The sequence below is a fragment of the Curtobacterium sp. SL109 genome, from assembly GCF_026672405.1.
GTDB lineage: Bacteria > Actinomycetota > Actinomycetes > Actinomycetales > Microbacteriaceae > Curtobacterium.
In genome coordinates, this window is the sequence record NZ_JAPPRB010000002.1 from 2,780,474 (window position 1) to 2,803,776 (window position 23,303).

The 23,303-nt window shown below is 73.1% G+C and carries 24 protein-coding genes; 14 read left to right on the top strand and 10 right to left on the bottom strand.

Annotated features, from left to right (window positions below; genetic code table 11):
- Positions 1 to 48 precede the first annotated feature (48 nt).
- The 3 genes from OVA28_RS14665 to OVA28_RS14675 all read left to right on the top strand — a co-directional run bounded on the left by OVA28_RS14665 (position 49) and on the right by OVA28_RS14675 (position 2,781).
- Positions 49 to 870 (top strand): arginase family protein, encoded by an 822-nt coding sequence (locus OVA28_RS14665; protein WP_194660363.1) that lies wholly within the window; start codon positions 49 to 51, stop codon positions 868 to 870.
- 132 nt (positions 871 to 1,002) lie between these two features.
- A complete protein-coding gene (locus tag OVA28_RS14670) occupies positions 1,003 to 2,421 on the top strand; it encodes a dihydrolipoyl dehydrogenase family protein (RefSeq protein WP_268097456.1) in 1,419 nt (472 codons plus the stop codon).
- Positions 2,422 to 2,424: 3 nt separating this feature from the next.
- Positions 2,425 to 2,781, top strand: coding sequence for a Fe-S oxidoreductase (locus OVA28_RS14675; protein WP_194625470.1), 357 nt, complete (start codon positions 2,425 to 2,427; stop codon positions 2,779 to 2,781).
- A gap of 225 nt (positions 2,782 to 3,006) precedes the next feature.
- Here the strand turns inward: OVA28_RS14675 and OVA28_RS14680 are convergent, their stop codons facing one another.
- Positions 3,007 to 3,825: an ABC transporter ATP-binding protein gene (locus OVA28_RS14680; protein WP_268097457.1), complete on the bottom strand. Its 819-nt coding sequence runs from the start codon at positions 3,823 to 3,825 to the stop codon at positions 3,007 to 3,009.
- Between the two features lie 4 nt (positions 3,826 to 3,829).
- Complete coding sequence (locus OVA28_RS14685) at positions 3,830 to 4,816, bottom strand: siderophore-interacting protein (RefSeq protein WP_268097458.1); 987 nt, start codon at positions 4,814 to 4,816, stop codon at positions 3,830 to 3,832.
- 63 nt (positions 4,817 to 4,879) lie between these two features.
- Between OVA28_RS14685 and OVA28_RS14690 the strand changes: the two genes are divergently transcribed.
- The 6 genes from OVA28_RS14690 to OVA28_RS14715 all read left to right on the top strand — a co-directional run bounded on the left by OVA28_RS14690 (position 4,880) and on the right by OVA28_RS14715 (position 10,871).
- Positions 4,880 to 5,830: an alpha/beta fold hydrolase gene (locus OVA28_RS14690; protein ID WP_268097460.1), complete on the top strand. Its 951-nt coding sequence runs from the start codon at positions 4,880 to 4,882 to the stop codon at positions 5,828 to 5,830.
- Positions 5,831 to 5,891: 61 nt separating this feature from the next.
- A complete protein-coding gene (locus tag OVA28_RS14695; protein ID WP_268097461.1) occupies positions 5,892 to 7,439 on the top strand; it encodes an ABC transporter substrate-binding protein in 1,548 nt (515 codons plus the stop codon).
- 9 nt (positions 7,440 to 7,448) lie between these two features.
- Positions 7,449 to 8,399 (top strand): ABC transporter permease, encoded by a 951-nt coding sequence (locus OVA28_RS14700; RefSeq protein ID WP_268097462.1) that lies wholly within the window; start codon positions 7,449 to 7,451, stop codon positions 8,397 to 8,399.
- Entirely contained in the window at positions 8,399 to 9,286 is an 888-nt protein-coding gene (locus tag OVA28_RS14705) for an ABC transporter permease (RefSeq protein WP_268097463.1), read from the top strand. Before OVA28_RS14700 ends, OVA28_RS14705 begins: the two co-directional genes overlap by 1 nt.
- Entirely contained in the window at positions 9,283 to 10,065 is a 783-nt protein-coding gene (locus OVA28_RS14710) for an ABC transporter ATP-binding protein (protein WP_268097464.1), read from the top strand. The genes OVA28_RS14705 and OVA28_RS14710 overlap by 4 nt, the downstream gene beginning before the upstream one ends.
- Positions 10,062 to 10,871 carry an ABC transporter ATP-binding protein gene (locus OVA28_RS14715; RefSeq protein ID WP_268097465.1) on the top strand — a complete coding sequence of 270 codons (810 nt, stop codon included), beginning with the start codon at positions 10,062 to 10,064 and terminating at the stop codon, positions 10,869 to 10,871. The genes OVA28_RS14710 and OVA28_RS14715 overlap by 4 nt, the downstream gene beginning before the upstream one ends.
- A 724-nt stretch (positions 10,872 to 11,595) precedes the next feature.
- Here the strand turns inward: OVA28_RS14715 and OVA28_RS14720 are convergent.
- Entirely contained in the window at positions 11,596 to 13,035 is a 1,440-nt protein-coding gene (locus OVA28_RS14720; protein ID WP_268097466.1) for an amidase, read from the bottom strand.
- Positions 13,036 to 13,164: 129 nt separating this feature from the next.
- Between OVA28_RS14720 and OVA28_RS14725 the strand changes: the two genes are divergently transcribed.
- From OVA28_RS14725 to OVA28_RS14740, 4 genes are all read left to right on the top strand, one after another.
- Positions 13,165 to 13,815 carry an IMPACT family protein gene (locus OVA28_RS14725; protein WP_268097467.1) on the top strand — a complete coding sequence of 217 codons (651 nt, stop codon included), beginning with the start codon at positions 13,165 to 13,167 and terminating at the stop codon, positions 13,813 to 13,815.
- Between the two features lie 83 nt (positions 13,816 to 13,898).
- Positions 13,899 to 14,084 (top strand): zinc transporter permease, encoded by a 186-nt coding sequence (locus tag OVA28_RS14730; RefSeq protein WP_268097468.1) that lies wholly within the window; start codon positions 13,899 to 13,901, stop codon positions 14,082 to 14,084.
- Between the two features lie 113 nt (positions 14,085 to 14,197).
- Positions 14,198 to 15,841: an ABC-F family ATP-binding cassette domain-containing protein gene (locus tag OVA28_RS14735; RefSeq protein ID WP_268097469.1), complete on the top strand. Its 1,644-nt coding sequence runs from the start codon at positions 14,198 to 14,200 to the stop codon at positions 15,839 to 15,841.
- A 110-nt stretch (positions 15,842 to 15,951) separates the two neighbouring features.
- On the top strand, positions 15,952 to 16,866 hold the full coding sequence (locus OVA28_RS14740; protein WP_268097470.1) for a L,D-transpeptidase: 915 nt from the start codon (positions 15,952 to 15,954) through the stop codon (positions 16,864 to 16,866).
- Between the two features lie 66 nt (positions 16,867 to 16,932).
- On the opposite strand, the gene OVA28_RS14745 is transcribed toward OVA28_RS14740, so the two are convergent.
- The 7 genes from OVA28_RS14745 to OVA28_RS14775 all read right to left on the bottom strand — a co-directional run bounded on the left by OVA28_RS14745 (position 16,933) and on the right by OVA28_RS14775 (position 21,968).
- Positions 16,933 to 18,471, bottom strand: a complete 1,539-nt coding sequence (locus tag OVA28_RS14745) for a GntP family permease (RefSeq protein WP_268097471.1) — start codon at positions 18,469 to 18,471, stop codon at positions 16,933 to 16,935.
- 59 nt (positions 18,472 to 18,530) lie between these two features.
- On the bottom strand, positions 18,531 to 19,142 hold the full coding sequence (locus OVA28_RS14750) for a GNAT family N-acetyltransferase (protein ID WP_194660347.1): 612 nt from the start codon (positions 19,140 to 19,142) through the stop codon (positions 18,531 to 18,533).
- A 58-nt stretch (positions 19,143 to 19,200) separates the two neighbouring features.
- Positions 19,201 to 19,887, bottom strand: coding sequence for a uracil-DNA glycosylase (locus OVA28_RS14755; protein ID WP_268097472.1), 687 nt, complete (start codon positions 19,885 to 19,887; stop codon positions 19,201 to 19,203).
- A 6-nt stretch (positions 19,888 to 19,893) separates the two neighbouring features.
- Complete coding sequence (locus OVA28_RS14760) at positions 19,894 to 20,091, bottom strand: hypothetical protein (RefSeq protein WP_268097473.1); 198 nt, start codon at positions 20,089 to 20,091, stop codon at positions 19,894 to 19,896.
- Between the two features lie 8 nt (positions 20,092 to 20,099).
- A complete protein-coding gene (locus OVA28_RS14765) occupies positions 20,100 to 20,606 on the bottom strand; it encodes a Type 1 glutamine amidotransferase-like domain-containing protein (RefSeq protein WP_268097474.1) in 507 nt (168 codons plus the stop codon).
- Positions 20,603 to 21,133, bottom strand: coding sequence for a phosphoribosyltransferase (locus OVA28_RS14770; RefSeq protein WP_268097475.1), 531 nt, complete (start codon positions 21,131 to 21,133; stop codon positions 20,603 to 20,605). Before OVA28_RS14770 ends, OVA28_RS14765 begins: the two co-directional genes overlap by 4 nt.
- 61 nt (positions 21,134 to 21,194) lie before the next feature.
- Positions 21,195 to 21,968, bottom strand: a complete 774-nt coding sequence (locus tag OVA28_RS14775) for an SDR family oxidoreductase (protein ID WP_268097476.1) — start codon at positions 21,966 to 21,968, stop codon at positions 21,195 to 21,197.
- A 105-nt stretch (positions 21,969 to 22,073) separates the two neighbouring features.
- On the opposite strand from OVA28_RS14775, the gene OVA28_RS14780 reads away from it, so the two are divergent.
- Complete coding sequence (locus OVA28_RS14780) at positions 22,074 to 23,165, top strand: acyltransferase family protein (RefSeq protein WP_268097477.1); 1,092 nt, start codon at positions 22,074 to 22,076, stop codon at positions 23,163 to 23,165.
- Positions 23,166 to 23,303 lie beyond the last annotated feature (138 nt).

Genomic DNA, 23,303 nt, shown 5'->3' on the forward strand with positions numbered 1-23,303 from the left:
GAGAGCGACATCCGCGACGACGCCGGACCCGCCTGACAGGATGAGGACATGCAGTTCCTCGTCGTCGGTCAGTGGCAGGGTTCGGCGTCGTCGCGTGCGATGCGCCTCGGCGACGGCGCGACCGCGATCGCAGCCGACCTCCCCCGCGCCGCCACCACCGTCGTCGACGTCCCGGTCGGAGCCGGCGACCGCCTCGAGACCGCCGTCGCGCGGTACTCCTCGGTGCTGCAGGTCGCGGACCGCGTCGCACAGGAGGTCGCCATCGCCAGCGAGCCGGTGCTCGTGATCGGCGGCGACGGCGCCAGTGTCCTCGGCGGCAGCGTCGCGCTCGCAACCGGCACCGCCTTCGTGCGGATCTCGGGCTCCAGCGGCTACCGCCCCCTCAACCGTGCGCAGCCCGTCGCCGCCGAGACCGCGGCGCTCCGGCTGCTGGTCGACCGCCCGGCCGACCTCTTCCCCGACCTGCCGACCGTGCCCGCCGGGTCCGTCGTCCTCGCTGGCACCCGCGGGGTGGAGGACGCCGAGGTGAACGCCGTCACCCGCGCCGGGATCCACCACCTCGACGTCGACGCCGCGACGCCGGAGGCCCTCGCCGCCGCGGTCGACGCCACCGGCGCGCACTCCGTCTACGTGCACGTCGACCTCGACGTCCTCGACCCGTCCGAGGTCGACGGCCTGCTCGAACCCGTGCCGTTCGGCCTCGACGGCGCCGGGCTCGTCGAGCGCATCCAGGCGGCGACCCGCGGCCGTCGGCTCGTCGGCGCGGCGATCACCGGCTTCGCTCCCGTCGACCCGGACCGGGCGGTCGACGACATGGGCGTCATCCTGCGGGCCGTCGGTGCCCTGTCGGCGGCGTCCCGCGTGTCCTGAGGGCAGTCCTGACCGCGCTCGCTCCTGATCACCACGGTGACCGCTCCTGATCACCACGGTGCCCGCTCCTGATCACCGCCGGGGCACAGCCCGTTCGGCGGGGGCCATGCCGGTCCGCGTACGCTCGGCGACATGACGGACTACGACCTCATCGTGATCGGAGCCGGCGCTGTCGGCGAGAACGTGGCGGACTACGCCCACAAGCGCGGCCTGTCGGTCGCCGTGGTGGAGGCGGAGCTCGTCGGCGGCGAGTGCTCCTACTGGGCGTGCATGCCCTCGAAGGCACTCCTCCGCAGCGGCCACGCCCTCGCAGCGGCCAGGCGACTCGACGGCGCGAAGCAGGCCGTGACCGGGACGCTCGACGCCGCCGCCGTGCTGGCCCGCCGCACGTCGTTCACGAGCGACTGGGACGACAGCAGCCAGGTCGCCTGGCTCGAGTCCGCCGACATCGCCCTGCTCCGCGGCCACGCCCGGATCACCGGCCCGAAGACGCTCGAGGTCACCGGCCCCGACGGCCAGGTCGAGACCCACACCGCCCGCGCGGCGGTCGCGGTCGTCACCGGGTCGCTGCACACCTTGCCGCCGATCGACGGTCTCGCGGACGCGAAGCCGTGGGGCACCCGCGAGGGCACCAGCGCCCGCCAGGTCCCCGAGAGCCTCATGGTCATCGGCGGCGGCGTCGCCGGGTCCGAGCTGGCCACCGCCTGGTCCTCACTCGGCGCGAAGGTCACCCTGGTGGCCCGCCACGGTCTGCTCGGCGGCATGGAGCCGTTCGCCGGTGAGCTCGTCGCCGACGCGATGCGCGCCTCCGGCATCGACGTCCGCACCGGCGTCAACCCGACCCGCGTCGACCGCGACGAGCACGGCCTGGTCACGACGACCCTCGACGACGGCACCACCGTCATCACCAGCGAGGTCCTCGCCGCCACCAGCCGCGCCGCGCACACGAAGGACCTCGGCCTCGAGTCCGTCGGGCTGACCGCCGGCGACTGGCTCGACGTCGACGACACCATGCTCGTCACCGGCACCGACTGGCTGTACGCCGTCGGCGACGTGAACCACCGCGTGCTCCTCACCCACCAGGGCAAGTACCACGCCCGGGCCGCCGGTGACGCCATCGCCGCCCGCGTCCAGGGCACCCCGCTGCACACCGAGCCGTGGGGCGCACACGTGGCCACCGCCGACCACGCCGCCGCGCCGCAGGTCACCTTCACCGACCCCGAGGTCGCCAGCGTCGGCCTCACCGAGGAGAAGGCCAAGCAGCAGGGACTCAACGTCCGCGTCGTCGAGTACGAGCTCGGCAGCATCGCCGGCGCCGCACTGCAGGCAGACGGCTACGTCGGCCGGGCGAACATGGTCGTGGACGAGGACCGCAAGGTCGTCGTCGGCATGACCTTCGTCGGTCAGGACGTCGCCGAGATGCTGCAGGGCGCTACCATCGCCGTCGTCGGCGAGGTCCCGATCAACCGCCTCTGGCACGCCGTCCCCGCCTACCCGACGATGAACGAGATCTGGCTGCGCCTCCTCGAGACCTACGGCCGCCCGGAGTAGCGAGTGCGCAACCCCCTGCTCGACTCCCCCGTCTCGCGGGTCGGTTGGCTGTTCGGCACGCTCGTCGGTCTCGCCGTCGGGCTGCCCCTGTCGACCGGTCCCGTCCGGGTCGTCGACGGGCTGATCGTCTGCACGGGGCTGCCGCGCTGGGTGTTCCGGCGTGGTGGCACCTGCGTCGGGTCCGTCTACCTGACGCGCGACAACGACGGCCCCCGGGTGCTCCGGCACGAGCGGGTGCACGTGGCGCAGTGGCGGCGGTACGGCATGCTCATGCCGGTGCTCTACGCGGCCGCGGGCCGCGACCCCCTGCGCAACCGCTTCGAGGTCGAGGCCGGTCTGGAGGACGGCGGCTACCGCTGACCTCCGGCTCACCGCCGGACGGGAGGCCCGTGGCGGCCCCGCACCGCGCCTCCCGCCCGCCGACCGGTCACGACACCCCGCCGGCACGCCACCGACCGGTCACCACACCCCGCCGACGTGCCGCCGAACGGTCACGACCCGTCGGCCGGCGGCCTCCCGGGCGACCAGACGCGACCACTCGCCGAACGCGAGCGGGGCGTCCCGACCACTCGGCGCGGCTCGGCCTCAGCGCGCGCGACGCGGCACGACGAGCGGCGTGCCGGTCTCGGGGTCGGGGACGACGACGCAGGGCAGGCCGAAGACGTCCTCGACGAGGTCAGCCGTCAGCACGGCGGCCGGCGAGCCCTGCGCCACGACCGCGCCCTCGCGCATCGCGATGACGTGCGTCGCGTACCGCGCTGCCTGGTTCAGGTCGTGCAGGACCGCGACGACCGTACGGCCCGCCGCGTGCAGCGCTGCCGCGAGCTCGAGGACGTCGTACTGGTGCGCGATGTCGAGGAACGTCGTGGGCTCGTCGAGCAGCACGATGTCGGTCTCCTGCGCCAGCACCATCGCGATCCAGACGCGCTGCCGCTGCCCTCCGGAGAGCTCGTCGACACCGCGGTCCGCGAGGTCGACGGTGTCGGTCTGCGCCAACGCCTGCTGCACGGCGGCACGGTCGGACCCGGAGGACGGGTGGAAGAGGTCCTGGTGCGGGAAGCGTCCGCGGGACACGAGGTCGCGGACGGTGATGCCGTCGGGGGCGATCGGCGTCTGCGGGAGCATCGCCACGCGGCGCGCGACGGCCTTGGGGCGGTAGGACCCGAGCGGTGCGCCGTCCAGGAACACGGTGCCGGCGCTCGGCTTCAGCGTGCGCGCGAAAGCCTTCAGCAGCGTGGACTTCCCGCACGCGTTCGGGCCGACGATGACGGTGAGCTCGCCGTCCGGCACGTCGACGTCGAGACCGTCCACCACGACGCGGTCGTCGTACGCGAGCGTCAGGCCGCGAGCACCGAGCGCCGTCGTGGGGACGGTGCCGACGGCGGGCACGGCGGGAGCGGACACCGGGCTAGTTCTCGGCCTTGCCGTGCCGCCAGTAGCCCATGAAGGCGACCTGCTTGCGGTCGAGGCCGACGCCCCGCACGAGGTGGCGGCGGAGCTCCTTGATGCAGGCGGCCTCGCCCGCGATCCAGGCGTAGACGGGACGGTGCGACTCGGCGGTGGGCACGTCCCACAGCGTCTGGTGGTCGACATCCACGTCCGCGAGCTCCACGTCGGCGACGTCCACCCCGGCGACGGCGGCCCCGGGGAGACCCACCCCGGGGACACCCGGACCGACGACGCCTGCCCCGGCGACCGGCACGAGACCCGACGTCGACAGCGGCGACACCGCGCTCGACGCCCACGCGTGCACGTGGTCCGTCATCCGGACGCCGTGCGAGGCGCCGTTGCGGGCGATCCAGCGGACCTCGACCCCGGCGGGCGCGGTCACCGGCAGCCGGTCGGCGTCCGTGGGGACCTCGATGAAGACGTGGCCGACGGTGGTGACGTCGAGTGCCTCGAGGATGGCGCAGATCGCGGGCGCAGCGGTCTCGTCACCGGCGAGCAGGATCCGGTTGGCCGCACCCGGCGCGAACTCGGCGGCGCCGGAGGGCAGCTCGTCCGGGGAGGACGGCACGGCGGGTCCGACGATGCGGAGCTCGTCGCCGACAGCGCACCCGGCGACCCAGCGCGACGCGGGTCCGGTGTCACCGTGGGCGACGAAGTCGATGTCGAGCTCGCGGGCATCGGGGCGGAAGGACCGGACGGTGTACGTGCGGAGCGGGTTCCGCGTGTCGTCGGGCAGGGCACGCCAGGCCGTGTACCACTCTTCGCCGTCGGGCAGGTCGGTGAACCCGTGCCCGGGGATCGGCAGGACGACCTTGATCCGCTGGTCGAGTCCGACCGAGGAGAACGCGCCGAGCTCGTCGCCCGTGAGCGTCACCCGCACGAAGTGGGGCGTGAGCGAGGACACGGCTGCCACGCGGACGGAGAACACACGGTACCGGGCTGCCACACCAGAAGTATGGCATGCCTTACCTAAGCCAGCCAAGAGTCCGCGCGGTGCGAGACTGGCCGTGTGCACGACGACGACGAGTTCCGGGACCTGCCCGACCTGGCCCGCGCGAGCGGCGTGACGGAGCCGCTGCGAGCCTCCCGGCAGGAGATCCCGGCCACGCCGGGACCCGACGGACACGGTGCGGTCTCCGCGATCCGCTGGCAGGACCCCGCGGACGCCGGCCGGGAGGCCCGGGTCGTCTACCTGCACGGGCTCGGCATCGACGCCCACAGCTTCGACCAGACGGCGATCGCCGTCGGCGAGCCGGCGGTCGCACTCGACCTGCCCGGCCACGGGCGCTCGGCCTGGCGGGACGACGCCGACTACGCGGCGTCCGCCACCGCCCCCGCGGTGCTCGCTGCGCTCGACACGCTCGCGGTGCCGCCCGGCGTGGTCGTGGGGCACTCGCTCGGCGCGATCCTGGCGGCCCGGATCGCGGCCACGGCGCCGGAGCGCGTCACCGGCCTGGTGCTCGTCGACATGTCGCCGGACTTCGCTCAGCGCGCCGTTGACCGGATCGCGCGGGCGCTGGAGTCCGAGCCGCCGTTCGAGGACCTCGACGAGGTCGTCGACCGCGCAGTCGAGGCCAGGGTCGGGGACGACCGCCAGCTGCTCCTCCGGGAGGCCCGGCACACGACCCGACTCGGCGCGGACGGGCGGCTGGTCCGGCGGCACCACTTCCCGCACCTGCCGGCCGGACGGACCTCGTCGGTCGGGCGGTTCGCGGACGCGTGGCCGGACCTGGAGTCGCTCGACGTGCCGGTCCTGCTCGTCCGCGGCGACCGCGGCTACGTCTCCCCGAAGCTCGTCACGACCTTCGCCGACCGGCTGCCGGCCGCGACCATCGTCACGGTGGAGGCCCGGCACGCCGTCCAGACGCAGGCGCCGCTCGACCTGGCGGCCGCCATCCGGGAATGGGGCGTCCGCAACGAATTGTTGTACGGCGTCGAACAGCGCTCGGAGCGCCGGTAGATTCTTCCGAGCGCGCGCGACGACCGTCGCTCCCCGTGCGCCCGGAAGGAACACACCACCCATGCGCCCCTCCCTCCCCCGCGTCGGTCGGCAGCACGTCCGTCGCTCGGTCCTCGCCGCGACCGCGATCGCCGTGGCGGCGACCGTCGCCCTCGCCGGGTGCACCGGCTCGACGACGCCCACGGGCGGCAGGGACGCGACCGTGCGCGTCGGCCTGGTGCTCGAACCGACCAGCCTCGACATCCGCACGCAGTCCGGGGCGGCGCTCGACCAGGTCCTGATCGACAACGTGTATCAGGGACTCGTCGGCCGGACCGCGACGGGCGGGATCCGCGACGTGCTGGCGGCGAAGCACGAGGTCTCCGACGACGGCCGCACGTACACGTTCACGCTCCGCAAGGGCATCACCTTCCAGGACGGCAAACCCGTCACCGCCGCCGACGTCGTCTGGTCGATCGAGCAGGTCAAGGGCAACGACTCCTACGTCGACTCGGCCAAGCTCGCCGGGGTCAGCTCCATCGCGTCGCCGTCGTCCGACACCGTCGTGCTGACGCTGGCGAAGCCGGACTCGGACCTGCTCTTCAACCTGACCGGTCGCGCCGGGCTCGTGCTCGAGAAGGCCGCGGACAACGACCTGTCGGACAGCGCGAACGGCACCGGCCCGTTCGAGGTCACGAACTGGAAGCAGGGCGACTCGCTGACCTTCACCCGGAACGCGGACTACTGGGGCACGAAGGCGAAGGTCAAGTCGATCGTCTTCCGGTACATCACCGACCCGTCGACGGCCGTGAACGCGATGGCGAACGGGGACGTGGACGTGCTGAACCCCGTCGACGGCACGCTGAAGAGCCAGCTGCAGGGCAACTCCGACATCGCGCTGCACTCCGGCAAGACGACCGACAAGTACACGCTCGCGTTCAACGACGCCAAGGCGCCCTTCACCGACAAGCGGGTCCGCCAGGCGATCCGGCAGGCCATCGACCCGAAGGCGCTCATCAAGGCCATCGGCGGCACGGGCGTCGAGCAGGGCGGCCCGATCCCCGAGCTCGACCCCGGGTACGAGGACCTCACCGACGTCGACGCGTATGACCCGTCGAACGCGAAGGAGCTCCTCGCCGCGGCCGGGGCGCGGGACCTGAAGCTCACCCTGACCTACGCCAACGTCTACCCGGCGACCATCGGGGACGTGCTGACGTCCCAGCTCGCCGACGTCGGCATCACCCTGACCGTCAAGCGCGTCGACTTCGCCACGTGGCTGTCGTCGGTGTTCCAGGCGCCGAAGTCCGGCGTCCGTGACTTCGACCTGTCGATGGTCGACCACGTCGAGGCCCGGGACTTCGGCAACTGGGCGAACCCGGACTACTACTTCGGCTACGACAACGCACGGGTGCAGGCGCTCTACGCCGAGTCCGTCGCGACGACGTCCGCGTCCGAGAAGGCCGCCGCGCTGAAGAAGGCCGCGCGGATCGTCAGCGAGGACGCGGCCGGCGAGTGGCTGTACACGGCCACGGAGATCACGGCGATCCGGAAGGGCGTCACCGGGTTCCCGGTCGACGGCGGGAACTCGCGGCTCGACCTGTCGGGGCTCGCGGTCGCGCAGGGCAACTAGCATCGTCCCGTGACCCGGTTCCTCATCGGGCGGGTGCTCCTGCTCGTCGTCGGCCTGCTCGTGGCGAGCGTCATCATCTTCGCCACGCTCCGCGTGCTGCCCGGTGACGTCGCCCAGGTCGTCGCGGGCACCCAGTCGACGCCCGCGCAGGTCGAGGAGCTCCGCCGCCAGCTCGGTCTCGACCGACCCGTGGTGCTGCAGTACCTCGACTGGATCGGCGGCGTCGTCACCGGGGACCTCGGGAAGTCCCTCGTGACGAACGGCGCGGTCGGTCCGGAGATCGCCGCGAAGCTCGGCGTGACGCTGCCGCTGGCGGGGATGTCCCTCGCCGCGGCGCTCGTGCTCGGGGTCCCGCTCGGGGTCCTCGCCGCGGTGCTGCGTCGGCGTGCCGGTGGGGCGGTCATCGCGTTCGTGGCCCAGGCCGTCGCCGCGGTCCCCGTCGTCTGGGCCGGCATGCTCCTCGTCGCGCTGTTCGCCGTGACGCTGCACTGGCTGCCGACGCAGGGCTTCCCGCTCGACGGCTGGTCGGAACCCGGGCGGGCGTTCTCGTCGCTCGTGCTGCCCGCGCTGACGATCGGCGCCGTCGAGGGTGCCGTCATCCTCCGCTTCACGCGCTCCGCGACGCTCTCCGTGCTCGACGCCGACCACCTCCGCACCGCCGCGGCCGTGGGGCTCACCCGCACGCAGGCGCTGCTCCGGCACGGGCTCGGGTCGGTCGCGCTGACCGTGCTCGCGGTCCTCGGCGTGCAGATCGCCGGCCTCCTGGTCGGCGCGGTCGTCGTCGAGCAGCTGTTCTCGCTCCCCGGGGTCGGCCGGATGCTCGTCACCGACGTCGGCCGCCGTGACGTCACGAAGGTGCAGTCGGAGCTGCTCGTGCTCACCGGGCTCGTGCTGGTCGTCGGCTTCGCGGTCGACGTCGTGCACCGCGCACTCGACCCCCGGCAGCGGGAGGCCACCTGATGACCGGATCCGGCATCCGCCGACTCCTCCACCGCCCGACCGGGGTCTTCGCCGTGGTCGTCCTCGGGCTCCTCGTGGTGCTCGCCGCCGTGTCGCTCGTGTGGACGCCGCAGGACCCGTTCCGCGCCGACCCGTTCCACCAGTGGGACCCGCCGAGTGCCGCGCACTGGTTCGGCACCGACGGCATCGGTCGCGACATCGCCAGCTACCTGCTCGCAGGCACCAGGACGACGGTGCTCGTCGCGGTCGGCTCCGGGGTCATCGCCAGCGTCGTCGGCATCGTGCTCACCGCGATCGGCTCCCTCACCGTTCGCTGGGTCCGCGAGGGCACGGCCGTGCTCCTCGACATCCTCGTCGCGTTCCCCACGCTCCTGACGGCGATGCTCCTCACCGCGGTGTTCGGCGGCTCGCTCGGCGTGGTGATCGTGTCCGTCGGGCTGGCGTTCGGCGTGACGATCGCCCGGGTCGCCCGCGGGGAGATCCGCCGCATCGCCAGGAGCGACTACGTCACGGCGGCCAGGGCCTCGGGCGTCGGACCCGGCGGGGTGCTGCTGCGCCACCTGGTGCCGAACGCGGCGCCGCTGTTCACCGTGCAGCTGTCGCTCGCGATGGCCACGGCGGTCCTCGCCGAGGCCGGGCTCTCCTACCTCGGCTACGGCGCAGGATCGGGAACGGCGTCGTGGGGCACCCTGCTGTCCGACCTGCAGACCTACATCGGCGTGCACCCGTGGAGCGCGACCTGGCCGGGCGCCGCCATCGCCCTCGTCGTGATGGCGCTCTCGTTGCTCGGGGACGCCGTCCGCGACGCCTCCGACCCGCGGCTCACCACCGGGGACCGCGCGAGCGACACCGAGCGCGCCACCGCCGTGCCGGGGGTGACCGTGTGAACGCCGCAGCGACCGGACTCGAGGTCCGGGGCCTGTCGGTCCGGATCGCGGGGCGGACGGTGCTCGACGACGTGACGTTCACCGTGCCTCCCGGCGGTCGCGTCGGCGTGATCGGCGCGTCCGGTTCAGGGAAGTCCATGACCTCCCTGGCCCTGATGGGGCTGGAACCGACCGGTGCGGACGTGACGGGGTCGGTGCGGCTCGACGGCGAGGAGCTGCTCGGACTGCCGGACCGGGCGCGCGCGGCGTACCGCGGGGCGCGCATCGGGATGGTGTTCCAGGAGCCGGGCACGGCCCTCGATCCCCTGCGGCGCGTCGGGAAGCAGATCGCGGAGCCGCTCCGGCTGCACCGCGGGCTCGACCGGCGCGCGGCGGACGCGGCGGCGCTGGAGCTCGCCGTCGCGGTCGGGTTGCCCGACCCCGAGTCCCTGCTGCGCCAGTGGCCGCACCAGCTCTCCGGTGGGCAGCGGCAGCGGATCTGCATCGCGATGGCGCTGGCCGGGTCGCCGCAGCTCCTCGTGGCGGACGAACCCACCACCGCGCTCGACGTCACGACCGAGGCGCGGATCCTCGACCTGCTGCGCGGCCTGGACGTGTCGCTGCTGTTCGTCACGCACGACCTGGCGGTGCTCGCCCAGATCGCCGACTCCGTCGTCGTGCTCGACGCCGGTCGTGTCGTCGAGACGGGTTCCGTCGCCGACCTGCTCGCCCGGCCGCAGCACCCCACGACACGGGCGCTCGTCGCGGCAGCCCGTGCCACCGCCAGGAGGACCCCGTGACCGACGCCCTCACCGCCGTCGGCCTGCACCGGACGTACCGACTGCCCCGCCGAGGGCCCTTCGAGCCCGGACCGATCCGCACCGCCGTCGACGGCGTCGACCTGGTCGTCCCGGCCGGTGCCCGGCTCGGGATCGTCGGGGAGTCCGGGTCCGGCAAATCGACCCTCGTCCGGCTCCTCGCCGGCCTGGAGGCCCCTACCGCCGGCACCGTGACCGCCTCCGGTCGTCCGGTGGTCGCGTCCGCCTCCGCTGCCGCGATGCGGTGGTTCCGGCGGGAGACCGGGGTGGTGTTCCAGGATCCCTACGCGTCGCTCGACCCGAGGATGCGCGTCGGGCAGATCGTCGCGGAGCCGCTGCGGGCGATGCGGGTGCCGGTGTCGGGTTCTGGTTCTGGTTCTGGTTCGTCGCACGCGGGGATGGTCGCGTCGGCGCTCGAGCGCGTCGACCTGCCCTCGGACGCGGTGGACCGGTACCCGCACGAGTTCTCCGGCGGGCAGCGACAGCGCATCGCGATCGCGCGGGCGATCGTCCACGGCCCGCGGATCCTGTTCGGGGACGAGCCGATGAGCGCCCTCGACGTGGTCGTCCGAGCACGGGTGATCGAGTTGTTCCACTCGCTGGCGGCGGAGCTCGGGCTGACGATCGTGCTCGTGTCGCACGACATCGGGGTGGTGCAGCGGCTGTGCGACACCATCGCGGTGATGTCGGCCGGGCGCATCGTCGAGCACGGGCCGGTGTCCCTCCTCGATGCGCCGACGCACCCCGTCACGCGGGCGCTGGTCGAGGCGGCGCCGACGCTGCCGTAGGGCGCGGGCGTGGGTGCTGTCGTGGCGCCGCTCCGACTCAATGCGACACCGCCGAGGTCGTACGACAGCGATGTCGTCGTTCCGAGTCAGGCGCGCCCGAGCCCGGGCGTCCGCAGGCCACTCGCGCGACACCGTCGAGGTCGTACGACAGCGATGTCGTCGTACGGGCCAGGTCGTGCGTGCGGAGGTTCCGACACCGCACGAGTCGTTCGACGCCCACGATGTCGCTTCATACGCATGCATCTCGTGCGTCCGCAAGTTCCGACACCGCACGAGTCGTTCGACGCCCGCGATGTCGCTTCATACGCACGCATCCCGCGCGCCCGCAGGTACCGACACCGCACGAGTCGTTCGACACCCGCGATGTCGCTTCATACGCATGCATCTCGTGCGTCCGCATGTTCCGACACCGCACAAGTCGTTCGACGCCCACGATGTCGCTTCATACGCATGCATCTCGTGCGTCCGCAAGTTCCGACACCGCACGAGTCGTTCGACGCCCGCGATGTCGCTCGATGCGGACGTATGCCGCGCGTCCCTGCGTCCGCATCTTCCGACACCGTCGAGGTCGTACGACACCGACGATGTCGTTCCGAGTCGTGCGCACCAGAGCCCGAGCGTCCGCAGGCCACCCACGCGACACTGTCGACGTCGTACGACACCGACGATGTCGTTCCACGTCGACCGCCCCGCACCCGTACCCGCACCAGCACGCCGCCTGCCCTCACCACCCGGGCGGGTGCCTCCGCTGCCACCGCACCCGGCGCTCGAGCTGCGCCCCCAGCGCGAGCAGCGTGCGCTCCCCACCCGGCCGCCCGATGAGCTGCACGCCCATCGGCAGCCCGGCGCCGTCGGGGTGGTCCGCGGGCGTGACCCCGACCGGCAGCGTGATCGCGGGCAGCCCGGCCACGTTCGCCATCGAGGTCCACGGCGAGTACGCGCACTGGCGACGGAAGTCCTCCTCGGGGTCGTCGCCGTACCACCCGAGCGGCCGCGGCGTCAGTGCCAGCGTCGGGGAGAGCACCGCGTCGAACCGGTCGAACGCCCGGATGAGCGTGGCCGAGAACAGGTCGAGCGCCGTCATCGCGTCGAGCACCTGCGTCCCGGTCAACGCCTGCCCCCGGGCGACGAGCCACGACACCAGCGGCGTCAGCGCGGACAGGTCGATCCCGGGCACCGCGGGCAGCCGCGCCGCCGAGGTCTCCCACGCCACCCGGAACGCCGCGCCGTACGGCACCGAGGGCATCCGGACGTCCTCGACCCCGTGCCCGAGCGCGTCGAACTCCCGGACCGCCGTCGCGACCGCTGCCCGCGCTGCCGGGTCCACGACGACGTCGATCGTGTCGTCCCACGGCGATCCCTCGAGCACCCCGAGCACGAAGCGCCCCTCGCCCCGCACGGCCGCCGCGGTGAAGGGCACCTCGCCGACGTCGGGCGTGACGAGCGCGTACGGCACCGGTTCGTCGAGCCCGGTCGGTGCCACGAGCGCATCGAGCAACATCCCGGCGTCCGCCAACGACCGGGTCAGAGGGCCGGCGACGGACAGTCCGCCGACACCCGACCGCCCGGGCATCGACGGCACCCGACCCCGGCTCGGCTTCAGGCCGACGAGTCCGGTCGCCGCAGCCGGGATCCGCACCGATCCCCCGCCGTCCGACCCGACTGCAGCTGGCAGGAGTCCGGCGGCCACTGCGACCGCGGCCCCGCTCGACGACCCGCCCGGCGCCAGGTCCGTCCCGTAGGGGTTCCGCGTCACGCCGAACCGCGTCTCGGACGACGACGACATCCCGAACTCCGGCGTCGTGGTCTTGCCGAGGCTGACCGCTCCCGCTGCGTCCAGGGCCGCGACGACGGGGTGGTCCGCCGCCGCCGGCCGCTCCGGCAACGAGGTGGTGCCGGAGCGCGTGGGGACCCCGGCACGGTCGTACAGGTCCTTGTCCGCGGACGGGAGGCCCCACAGCGGTCTCGACGTCGGCACCAGGTGTCCGAGACGGTCGGCCCGCTCACGAGCGGCGTCCGCCGTGACCGTCACGAAGGCCCCGAGACCCGGGTCCAACCGCTCGATCCGGGCGAGGTAGTGCTCGGTCGCTTCGCGGGCCGTCGTGTCGCCGCGACGGATCCAGTCCCAGAGGTCCTGCGCGGAGAGGTGGTGGAGTTCGAACACGGTCCCCGAGCCTAAGCCGCCGGGGCGGCGCGCGACCAGCGCTGCCCCGAGCCTCAGCCGCCGGGGCGGCGCGCGACCAGCGCTGCCCTAAGCCGCAGCCGCCGACCCGAGCGCGACTACGCTCGTGGAGTGACCCGCCGGTACCCGTCCACGATCGCCAGCGGGGTCGAGCACGAGATCGTCATCACGAAGTCCCGCTTCGTCGCCCACGCCGTCCCGGTCACCGGCCCCGCAGACGCCGAGCGCGTCATCGCCGGCATCCGTCGCGAGGCCTGGGACGCCCGCCACCACTGCGTCGCGATGGTCACCGGTGTGCTGGGCGACCAGGCCAGGTCCTCCGACGACGGCGAACCGTCGGGCACCGCCGGGGTCCCGATGCTCGAGGTCCTGCGCCGCCGCGACCTCACCGACGTCGTGGTCGTGGTCTCGCGCTGGTTCGGCGGTGTGAAGCTCGGCGCCGGCGGACTGGTGCGGGCGTACTCGACCTCGGCGTCCGAAGCCCTCGACCGGGCGACGACCGTCCGACGCGCAGCCCTCACCGAGGTCACGATCGACGTCGAGCACGCCGATGCCGGCCGCGTCGACAACGTCCTGCGTGACTGGGTCCGCCACCACGACGCCACCCTCGGCACGACGAGCTACGGCCAGTCGGCGACCTTCGCGCTCGCCGTGTCCGCCGGGGACCTGGACGCCCTCCGCGCTGACCTCGCCGCCGCGTCCGCCGGCGCCCTCGTCCCCGTCGTCGGCGCCGAGACGGTCGTGGACGTCCCCGCGCCCTGAGTCCGCCTGCGATCGAGCCAGGGGTGACGCGATCGCCCCGCTGGTCGTAGCATTCGTGAGAACCGATCTCAGAAAGGATGCCCATGACCGACACCAGCGCAACCCCCACCGGAGACGACGAGCACCGCATCGCGGAGCACGGCGTGCACGAGCACGAGCACGGCCAGCAGGACGACGAGCACGAGGCCGTCCAGCACGGCGACCACGTGGACTACGTCCACGACGGCCACAAGCACGCGCTCCACGACGACCACTACGACGAGCACTAGGCACTGACCGCTGCCGTGGGTCCGGGCTTCCCAGGCCCGCGGCAGCGCTCGCCCTGCCACCAGCGTCATGCCGGCCGTCCTGCCGACTCCCGCCGGGATGGGACGATGGGGGCATGACCGCCACGCTCGTCGCCAAGGGCCTCGCCGGTGGGTACGCCGCCCGCACGCTGTTCGACTCCCTCGACCTGACGGTCGCCCCCGGGGACGTCATCGGCGTCGTCGGCGTGAACGGCGCCGGCAAGTCCACGCTCCTCCGCCTGCTCGCCGGCGTCGACGAGCCGCTCGCGGGCACCGTCTCGCTGGCCCCCACCGACGCCTTCGTCGGCTGGCTGCCGCAGGAGCACGAACGCCTCGAGGGCGAGACCGTCGCCCAGTACCTCGCCCGCCGCACCGGGTGCGCCGCCGCCACCACGGAGATGGACGCCACCGCCGCCGCGCTCGGGGACCCCGACGCCGGTGCCGACGCCGGCGATCGCTACTCCGTGGCGCTCGACCGATGGCTCGCGTCGGGAGCGGCCGACCTCGACGAGCGGGTGCCCGCCGTCCTCGCCGACCTCGGGCTGACCGTCGACACGGACTCGCTGATGACCTCGCTCTCCGGTGGGCAGGCCGCCCGCGTCGGGCTCGCCGCACTGCTGCTCTCCCGGTTCGACATCGTCCTGCTGGACGAGCCGACGAACGACCTCGACCTCGACGGCCTCGCCCGACTGGAGGACTTCGTGCGCGGCCTCCGCGGCGGCGTCGTGCTCGTCAGCCACGACCGCGAGTTCCTGGCCCGAGCGGTCACGAGCGTCCTCGAGCTCGACCTGGCGCAGTCCTCCAACCGGCTGTTCGGCGGCGGGTACGACTCCTTCCTCGAGGAGCGCGCCATCGCCCGGCAGCACAAGCGCGACGCCTACGACGAGTTCGCCTCGACCAAGGCCGACCTGGTCTCCCGAGCCCGGACGCAGCGCGAGTGGTCCAGCCAGGGTGTCCGGAACGCCATGAAGAAGGCGCCCGACAACGACAAGATCCGCCGCAAGGCCGCCTCCGAGTCGAGCGAGAAGCAGGCGCAGAAGGTCCGCCAGATGGAGTCGCGCATCGCCCGGCTGGACGAGGTCGACGAGCCCCGCAAGGAGTGGCAGCTCGAGTTCACCATCGGCAGGGCACCGCGGTCCTCCGCCGTCGTCGCCACCCTGTCCGATGCCACCTTCACCCAGGGCGACTTCACGCTCGGACCGGTGTCCCTGCAGATCGACGGCGGCGACCGCATCGGCATCACCGGCCCGAACGGCGCCGGCAAGTCCACGCTCCTCCGCGCCCTCCTCGGCAAGCAGTCCCCCACGACCGGCACGGCCTCGCTCGGCACGAACGTCGCCGTGGGCGAGGTCGACCAGGCCCGCGCCGTCTTCACCGGGACGACGGCGCTCGGCGAGGTGTTCGAACAGCTCGTCACCGAGATCGCCACGGCCGAGGTCCGCACCCTGCTCGCGAAGTTCGGGCTGAAGGCCGACCACGTCGCCCGTGCCGCCGGCGAGCTCTCGCCCGGCGAGCGGACCCGTGCGGGCCTGGCGCTCCTGCAGGCGCGCGGCGTCAACGTGCTGGTGCTCGACGAGCCGACGAACCACCTCGACCTCGCGGCCATCGAGCAGCTCGAGCAGGCCCTCGACTCCTACGACGGCACCCTGCTCCTCGTCACCCACGACCGCCGCATGCTCGACACCGTGCAGCTCGACCGCCAGTGGCGGGTCGAGGCGGGGCACCTCACGGAGCGCTGACCCGCCGGACAGGAGGCTCAGTGCCGGTGGTGCGCGGAGCCTCCCGTCCGGTGGCGCGCAGCGCACCTTCACCGTCCTCTGGTGGACTGGACCGGACTGAGGGGGTCGACATGCGTCGGAGGACCTGGCTCGTGGTGGGCATCGCCGCCGCAGCCGTGATCGGCATCGGCATCACGGTGAGCGTCGTGGACACTCCCGACACCCCGCGCGCGGCTGCGACTCCGAGCGTGACACCCTCCCGACCCACCCCGACGCCGACGCCCACGCCGACGCTCGCCGCGGTCCCGGCAGCACCATCCGCCGCCGAGCTCGCAGCCCTGCCCCTGGCCTTCCACGACGCGGTGGTGCCCGAGCTCCTCGACGGTTCGAGCGCCCACCCCGAGGACTCCTGGCAGATCGCCACCCCGACCGCGCAGCTCGTGGCGCTGTACGCCGCTCCCTCGGCCGATGCCCGCCCGGTCGCGACCCTCTCGGCCACGGTGTCGACCATCGAGACCCCGGCAGCGACCGCGGTCTGGGGTCGCTCAGCGGGCCAGGACGGCGGGATGCTGCTCGTGTCGACCCCGGCCCGGAACCGCACGCCCGGCGACGGCGGGCAGCAGGACGCGCCGAGCTCCACGTTCGCGTGGGCCCGGGCGTCCGACTTCTCGGTGGTCGACACCGACCGGATGATCAGCGTCGACGTCGCTGCCGGCACCGTCTCGGTCGTGACCAAGGACGGCTCCGTCGCGGCGACCGAGGCCGCGCGCCTCGGGACCCCGGACGACCCGACCCCCACGGCGACCGCGACGTACATCGAGGCCGCCTACGTCGACCCGCGGGTGACGTACACGCAGGGGAACCCGATCATCCTCACGGGCGCGCACTCGTCACGCATAGCCGACTACGGCGGCAACGCGGCCCTCACTGCGCTGCACTACTACCCCGACCCCACCGGCAGCTCGCACGGGTGCGTGCGGATCTCGGCGGCGATGACGCGGACGCTGTCGGCGTTGCCCGTCGGCACGCCGATCCGCTTCAGCTGACGCCGACGCCAGCGCCAACGCCAACGCCAGCACAAGCACCAGCGCCAGCACCAGCGCCAGCAGACGTCAGTGGATGAACACCCCGGCCAGCAGCACCCCGAGCAGCCCGGACACGGAGATCAGGCACTCGAGCACGGTCCAGGTCTTGAAGGTCTGCCCCACGGTGGTGTTGAAGTAGCTCTTCACCAGCCAGAACCCGGCGTCGTTGACGTGCGACAGGAACACCGACCCGGCACCGATCGCGAGCACCAGGAGCGACACCACCGGCGAGGACAGGTCCTGCGCGATCGGCGCCATGATCCCGGCAGCCGTGACCGTGGCGACCGTGGCCGAGCCCGTCGCCACCCGGACCAGCGCCGACACGACCCACGCGACCAGCAGCACCGAGATGCCCGAGTCCTTGACGGCGTCGGCGATCACGCCACCGATGCCCGTGTCGATGAGCACCTGCTTGAACCCACCACCGGCGCCGACGATGAGCAGCACGCCGGCGACCGGCGGCAGGGCGCTCTCGAGCGACTTCGACACGGCTGAGCGGTCCATGCCCCCGCCGATCGCGAAGAACACCATCGCGTACACGGCGGCGAGGCCGATCGCGATCATCGGCGTCCCGAGGAAGTCGAGCACGCCGACCCAGGTGCCGGCGGCGTCGGGCGAGGTGGCCTCGCGGACCGCCTGCGCGAGCATGAGCACCACGGGCAGCAGGATGCCGACCAGCGCCACGGCGAACGACGGGCTGCGCGGCTCGCTGATGACCCGCGTGAAGTCGCTCTTGCCGTTCGGCGGCGACGGGGTGACCTGGGTCGCGCGGCCACGGCGGGCCTGACGCCCCTCGTGCGCCGGGTCCGAACCGCCACCAGCACCGGCACCGGCACCGCCCCGCGCGCCGAACAGGTCCGGTGCCGGCACGTCCACCCACCGCGCGGCGAACCCGGCGAACAGCGGCCCGGCCAGGATCACCACGGGGATCGCGAGCACGATGCCGAACGCCAGCGTCGTCCCGAGGTTCGCCCCGACCGTCGAGATCGCCACGAGCGGCCCCGGGTGCGGCGGCACGAACGCGTGCATGGTCGACAGCCCCGCGAGCGCCGGCACGGCGATGCGCATCACCGGCACGTCGCTCCGCTTGGCGACGAGCACGATGATCGGGATCAGGAGCACGAGTCCGACCTCGAAGAACATCGGCAGGCCGATCAACGCCCCGATGAGCGCCATCGTCCACGGCAGCGCCGCCTTCGACGACCGCCGGACCAGGGTGTCGACGACCCGGTCGGCAGCGCCGGAGTCGACGAGCAGCTTGCCGAACATCGACCCGAGCCCGACCAGGATCCCGACGCTCGTCATGGTGTCGCCGAACCCGGTGCCGAAGCTCGTGACCGCCTTGTCAGGGGCGAGTCCCGCGCCGATGCCGACCCCGAGCGCGCCGATCGTCAGCGCGATGAACGGGTGCACCTTCAGCCAGGTGATCAGCGCGATGATGACGACCACGCCGACCAGGGCCGCGATGACCAGCTGCGGGACGGGACCCGCGGGGTCGATCGTCGGCGTGCCGGCGGCGAGGACGCTGCCCCCACCGTGCCCGCTCGTGTCCATCAGATGCGACATCGGTGCCCCTTCCTCGGACCGCTGCTCCGCGGTCCCGATCCGTCGTCGACCGAACGACCCTACCCCCGCGTCGCGCCCCGGCGCGTCCGCGGCCCACGCAGCCGCAGGCTCATCGTCACCGTGCCGAGCCACCGGTCGTACTTGTAGCCCACCTTGCCCATCCGGCCGACCTCCTGGAACCCGAGCCGCTGGTGCAGCCGGATCGACGCGTCGGCGGACCGGTCCGCGATCACGGCCACGACCTCCCGGACGCCCGCGGCGCGGCACTCGTCGAGCAGGGCCTCCATGAGCGCGCGACCGAGCCCCTTGCCGCCGGAGGCCGGCCCGAGGTAGATCGAGTTCTCCACGACGCGGTCCGACCGGTCACGCGGGTTCCACGGGTCGACCAGCGCGTAGCCGAGCAGCTGCCCGGACGGGTTCACGGCCACCAGGAACGGCAACCCGCGCCGACGGATCTGGTCGTAGCGCTGCTTCCACGCCGCGAACGAGAGCACGGCGCCGTCGAAGGTCACCGAGGAGTTCCGCACGTAGTGCGCGTGGACCTCGCGGATGTCCGGCAGGTCCGTGGGCTCCGCCGCCCGGATCGACCACGCGAACGCGGTCTCCGTCGGCGCGGGCGCACGGAGATGGCGCGGCAGCACCCGCCGCTGGCGGTATTCCTCCTCGAGCACGCCCCAGAGCCTAGGGGTCACCCCCGGCAGGCGGTCACGGGGACGGCCGGGAGGCTCGTCAGGACTGGGCGGGCAGCGTCCAGTCGACGGGGTCGGCGCCCTGGTCGGCGAGCATCGCGTTCACCTGGGAGAAGGGACGGCTGCCGAAGAACCCGCGCGAGGCACTCAGCGGACTGGGGTGTGCCGACGCGACGACCGGGGTGTCCCCGAGGAGGGGCTTCCCGGACCCCGCCTGCGCCCCCCAGAGCACGGCGACGAGGGGCCGGTCCCGTGCCACGAGCGCCCGGACGGCCTGCTCGGTGACCCGCTCCCAGCCCTTGCCGCGGTGGCTGCCGGCGTCACCCGGGGCGACCGTGAGGACACGGTTGAGGAGCAGCACGCCACGCTCGGACCACGGGCGCAGGTCCCCGTGCTGCGGGGGCGTCACGCCGAGGTCGTCGTGGAGCTCGCGGTAGATGTTCGCCAGGCTCCTGGGCACCGGACGCACGCCGGGGTCGACCGCGAACGACAGCCCGATCGGGTGTCCGGGCGTCGGGTAGGGGTCCTGCCCGATGACGAGCACCTTGACGGCGTCGAAGGGGTCCTCGAAGGCCCGGAGGACGGCTGCGCCCGCGGGCAGGTACGGTCGCCCGGCGGCGGTCTCCTCACGGAGCCACTCCCCGATCCGGTGGACGTCGTCCTCCACCGGGGCGAGCGCCTCGGCCCACCCGGGGTCGACGAGGTCGGCGAGCGGTCGTGGCTGCACGGGTGGCTACGCGCCCATGGTGGCGACGGAGACGGAGTCGTCGCCGCTGACCACACGCCAGACGCTGCCGGCCCCGCGGACCTCGAGGGCGCCCTCGCCGACGACGAGCACGGTGTCCTCGTCGATGGCGAGCCCCGCGGTGACGAACTCGGCCTCGGCGCTGGCGATGAGCCGGCTGATCGTGCCGGCCTGCACCGCGTGCACGTCGATGGTCAGGTCGACGAGCCCGAGCCCTCGCGGAGCTCGACCTCGTCGAGGCCCTCCGACGCGTCCTGTCGGCAGACCTCCACGCCGCCGACGCGCCAGCCGCCGACCAGGGCACGGTCGGCCGCGATCATCGCGCCGGCCGAGTAGCCGAGGTAGGGCAGGCCGTCGGAGACGAGCAGACGGATCTGGTCGACGAGCGGGAGCACGGCGTCGAGGTAGTCCGGCGTGCGGCCGCCGCCGACCACGAGGGCGTCGATGTCGCTGAGCACGGAGGTGTCGAACGGCTGCCCGGGCTGGACCTCGGTCACCAGGACCTCGGCGGCGTCACCGAGGACGGACGCGATGTCGGCGGTCGAGGACGGCGACGCCCCCGACTCGTCGGCGACCGAGAGCAGTCCGATGCGCGGGGCACTCCGACCGACCGCAGCGGAGCGGGCCGTGGCCTCGGCGAGGAAGGACGCGGCGGCGTCCGACGCGGCGAGGAGCCCGCCCCCGACCAGGTGGATGCTCATGACTCGGCCGTCACGGGTGCGAGGGCGCTCCACGGGAACGTGATCCAGCCGTCGACCCGACGCCACACGTGGTCGGGCTCGAGCACGGTGCCGGGCTTGGAGTACAGGCAGGCGCTCCGGACGTCGGCACCCGCCGAGGTGATGATGTCCACGACGAGGGCCAGCGTGCGCCCGGAGTCGGACACGTCGTCGACGACCAGGACGCGCTTGCCGGCCAGGCTCGGGGCGTCGAGTGCGGGGGCGAGCACGACGGGCTCCTCCAGCCGCTGCTCGACGTCGGTGTAGAACTCGACGTTGATCGAGCCGCACTCCTTCGTGCCGAGCGCGTAGGCGACGGCACCGGCGACGATGAGGCCACCGCGGGCCACGGCCACGACGACCTCGGGCTCGAAGCCCCCGGACAGGACGTCCTTGGCGAGCAGCCGTGCCGCGTCACCGAACTCCAGCCACCCGAGGACCTCTGGACCACTCGTCACGGTCACGACACCCGACGAGGAGGGTTCGGCGGGCTCGCTGCTGATCGGCATCCGTCCACGCTACCGGCAGGGACCCCGCCGCCGCGACCCGCAGTCGCAGCCCGGGCGCGTGCTAGGCCTTGGGTGAGAGCGGCCCGCGTGCCAGCTTGTGCTGCGCCGACTGCGCCACCGGCCGGATCGTCACCAGGTCGAGGTTGACGTGTGCCGGCAGTTCGACCGCGTGCACGATCGCCTCGGCCACGTCGTCCGCCGACAGCGGGTCCTCGACGCCGTCGTAGACCGCTGCGGCCTTCGACGTGTCCCCGCCGAAGCGGACCAGGGCGAACTCGTCGGTCTTCACCATGCCCGGCGCGATCTCGACCACGCGGATCGGTTCGCCGTTGAGCTCGAGGCGGAGCGCACCGAGCAGCGCGTGCTGACCGGCCTTCGCGGCGTTGTAGCCGCCGCCGTTCTCGTACGACACGAACCCGGCGGTGCTCGTCACGGTGACGACGTCCGCGCCGCCGGTCGCCGCCGCTCGACGACGCAGGGACGGCAGGAGCGCGGCGGTCACCCGCTTGGTGCCGATGACGTTCACCTCGAACATCGCCCGCCAGTCCTCGACGTCCGAGGCCTCGACCGTGGCGGACCCGAACGCGCCGCCGGCGTTGTTGACCAGCACGTCGGCGCCGCCGAGCTCCTCGACCCGGGCGGCGAGCGCGGCCACGGCGTCGGCGGAGGTGACGTCGGCCACGACGGTGTCGGCGCCGGTCTCCTCGGCGAGCGCCGCCAGTCGGTCCGCTCGACGGGCGACGGCCACGACGTCCCATCCACGCTGGCGGAACAGCCGGACGGTGGCTGCCCCGATCCCCGAGCTCGCTCCGGTGACGACGACGCGACGTGCCATGTGGGTTCCTCCAGGTGGTGCCGACCGTGCCGGTGGTGGCGCGGTCCAGCGGTCCCGACCACCGTACCGACCCGGCGCGGTCCCGTTCCGGTACCGTGACCACCGATGACCACGGACGCAGCGCCGCCGGCCCCCGAAGCCCCGGCCACGAACCTCGAGCCGGGGCGGACACCGCGGCGCATCCCGATGTGGGACACCGCGCGGTTCCTCGCCGTCACCCTCGTGGTGATCGGCCACGCGATCCAGCGGCAGACGCCGGCGAGCGAGCACGCCCTGGCCCTGTACACGTTCATCTACGCGTTCCACATGCCGGCGTTCGGCGTGATCAGCGGGTACTTCTCCTCCGCGGACACCCCGACGGGCAAGCGCATGCGACGGACGATCACCGACATCGTCGTGCCGTACATCATCATGCAGACGATCTGGACCGTGGTGCAGGCCCTGGTGGAGGGCGGCAAGAAGTTCAACCCGACGCAGCCGACCTGGACGCTGTGGTTCCTGTTGGCGCTCGGGATCTTCCGGCTGATCCTGCCGTACCTCGCGCAGCTGCGGTGGCCGCTGTTCTGGGCCGTGGTGTTCAGCATCGGCGTCGGGTACTTCGACAACGTCGACTCGACGCTCTCCCTGTCCCGGGCGATCAGCCTGCTGCCGTTCTTCCTGCTCGGCTGGCAGGTGAAGCAGTGGGGCGTGTTCGACCGCTGGTACGAGGCGTCGCGGCGGACGGTCGTCCGGGTGCGCATCGCTGCCGGGGTCGTGTTCCTGGCGTGGGCGGTGTCCTGCGCGCTGTGGATCCCGCAGTTCAAGGAGTTCGACCTGCACCACTGGTTCTTCTACGACGACTCGTACTCGGGCCTCGGCGAGGACGCCTGGTGGGCGGGTGCCGTGCGGTTCGGGCTGATGCTGCTCGCGACTCTGTTGACGGCGTCGTTCCTGCTGCTCGTCCCGCGGCGGACGGTCTGGCTGACGCAGTTCGGCGCGGCGACGATGTACGTGTACCTGCTGCACACGTTCCTGCTCTACCCGATCCGGGAGTCCGGCATCCTCGCCGGGGAGCACTCGGCCTGGCCGTACGTGCTCCTCATGGTCGGCATCGCCTGCGTCGTGAGCCTGTTCCTGGCGCAGCCGTTCGTCCGCCGCGGCATGCGGTGGCTGCTCGAACCGAACGTCGGCTGGCTGTTCCGCCGCGACCCCCAGTGACATCCCCGCGCAGGCGGTCGTCTTCGCTGCGCTCAGTCGGCAGCGCGCGACGTCGCGGCAGGCTGCGACCGATCCCCCGTGGTCACCGCCGGCGGACGGGCGCGCAGAACCGCCCACGCGTTACGTCAGGAGACGGGT

Excerpts from the sequence above, each read along its gene's own strand:
- OVA28_RS14670 (WP_268097456.1), top strand. The coding sequence starts at position 1,003 with ATGACGGACTACGACCTCATCGTGATCGGAGCCGGCGCTGTCGGCGAG.
- OVA28_RS14770 (WP_268097475.1), bottom strand. The coding sequence starts at position 21,133 with ATGCCGATCAGCAGCGAGCCCGCCGAACCCTCCTCGTCGGGTGTCGTG.
- OVA28_RS14695 (WP_268097461.1), top strand. The coding sequence starts at position 5,892 with ATGCGCCCCTCCCTCCCCCGCGTCGGTCGGCAGCACGTCCGTCGCTCG.
- OVA28_RS14780 (WP_268097477.1), top strand. The coding sequence starts at position 22,074 with ATGACCACGGACGCAGCGCCGCCGGCCCCCGAAGCCCCGGCCACGAAC.
- OVA28_RS14765 (WP_268097474.1), bottom strand. The coding sequence starts at position 20,606 with ATGAGCATCCACCTGGTCGGGGGCGGGCTCCTCGCCGCGTCGGACGCC.
- OVA28_RS14705 (WP_268097463.1), top strand. The coding sequence starts at position 8,399 with ATGACCGGATCCGGCATCCGCCGACTCCTCCACCGCCCGACCGGGGTC.
- OVA28_RS14665 (WP_194660363.1), top strand. The coding sequence starts at position 49 with ATGCAGTTCCTCGTCGTCGGTCAGTGGCAGGGTTCGGCGTCGTCGCGT.
- OVA28_RS14775 (WP_268097476.1), bottom strand. The coding sequence starts at position 21,968 with ATGGCACGTCGCGTCGTCGTCACCGGAGCGAGCTCGGGGATCGGGGCA.
- OVA28_RS14740 (WP_268097470.1), top strand. The coding sequence starts at position 15,952 with ATGCGTCGGAGGACCTGGCTCGTGGTGGGCATCGCCGCCGCAGCCGTG.
- OVA28_RS14735 (WP_268097469.1), top strand. The coding sequence starts at position 14,198 with ATGACCGCCACGCTCGTCGCCAAGGGCCTCGCCGGTGGGTACGCCGCC.
- OVA28_RS14745 (WP_268097471.1), bottom strand. The coding sequence starts at position 18,471 with ATGTCGCATCTGATGGACACGAGCGGGCACGGTGGGGGCAGCGTCCTC.
- OVA28_RS14730 (WP_268097468.1), top strand. The coding sequence starts at position 13,899 with ATGACCGACACCAGCGCAACCCCCACCGGAGACGACGAGCACCGCATC.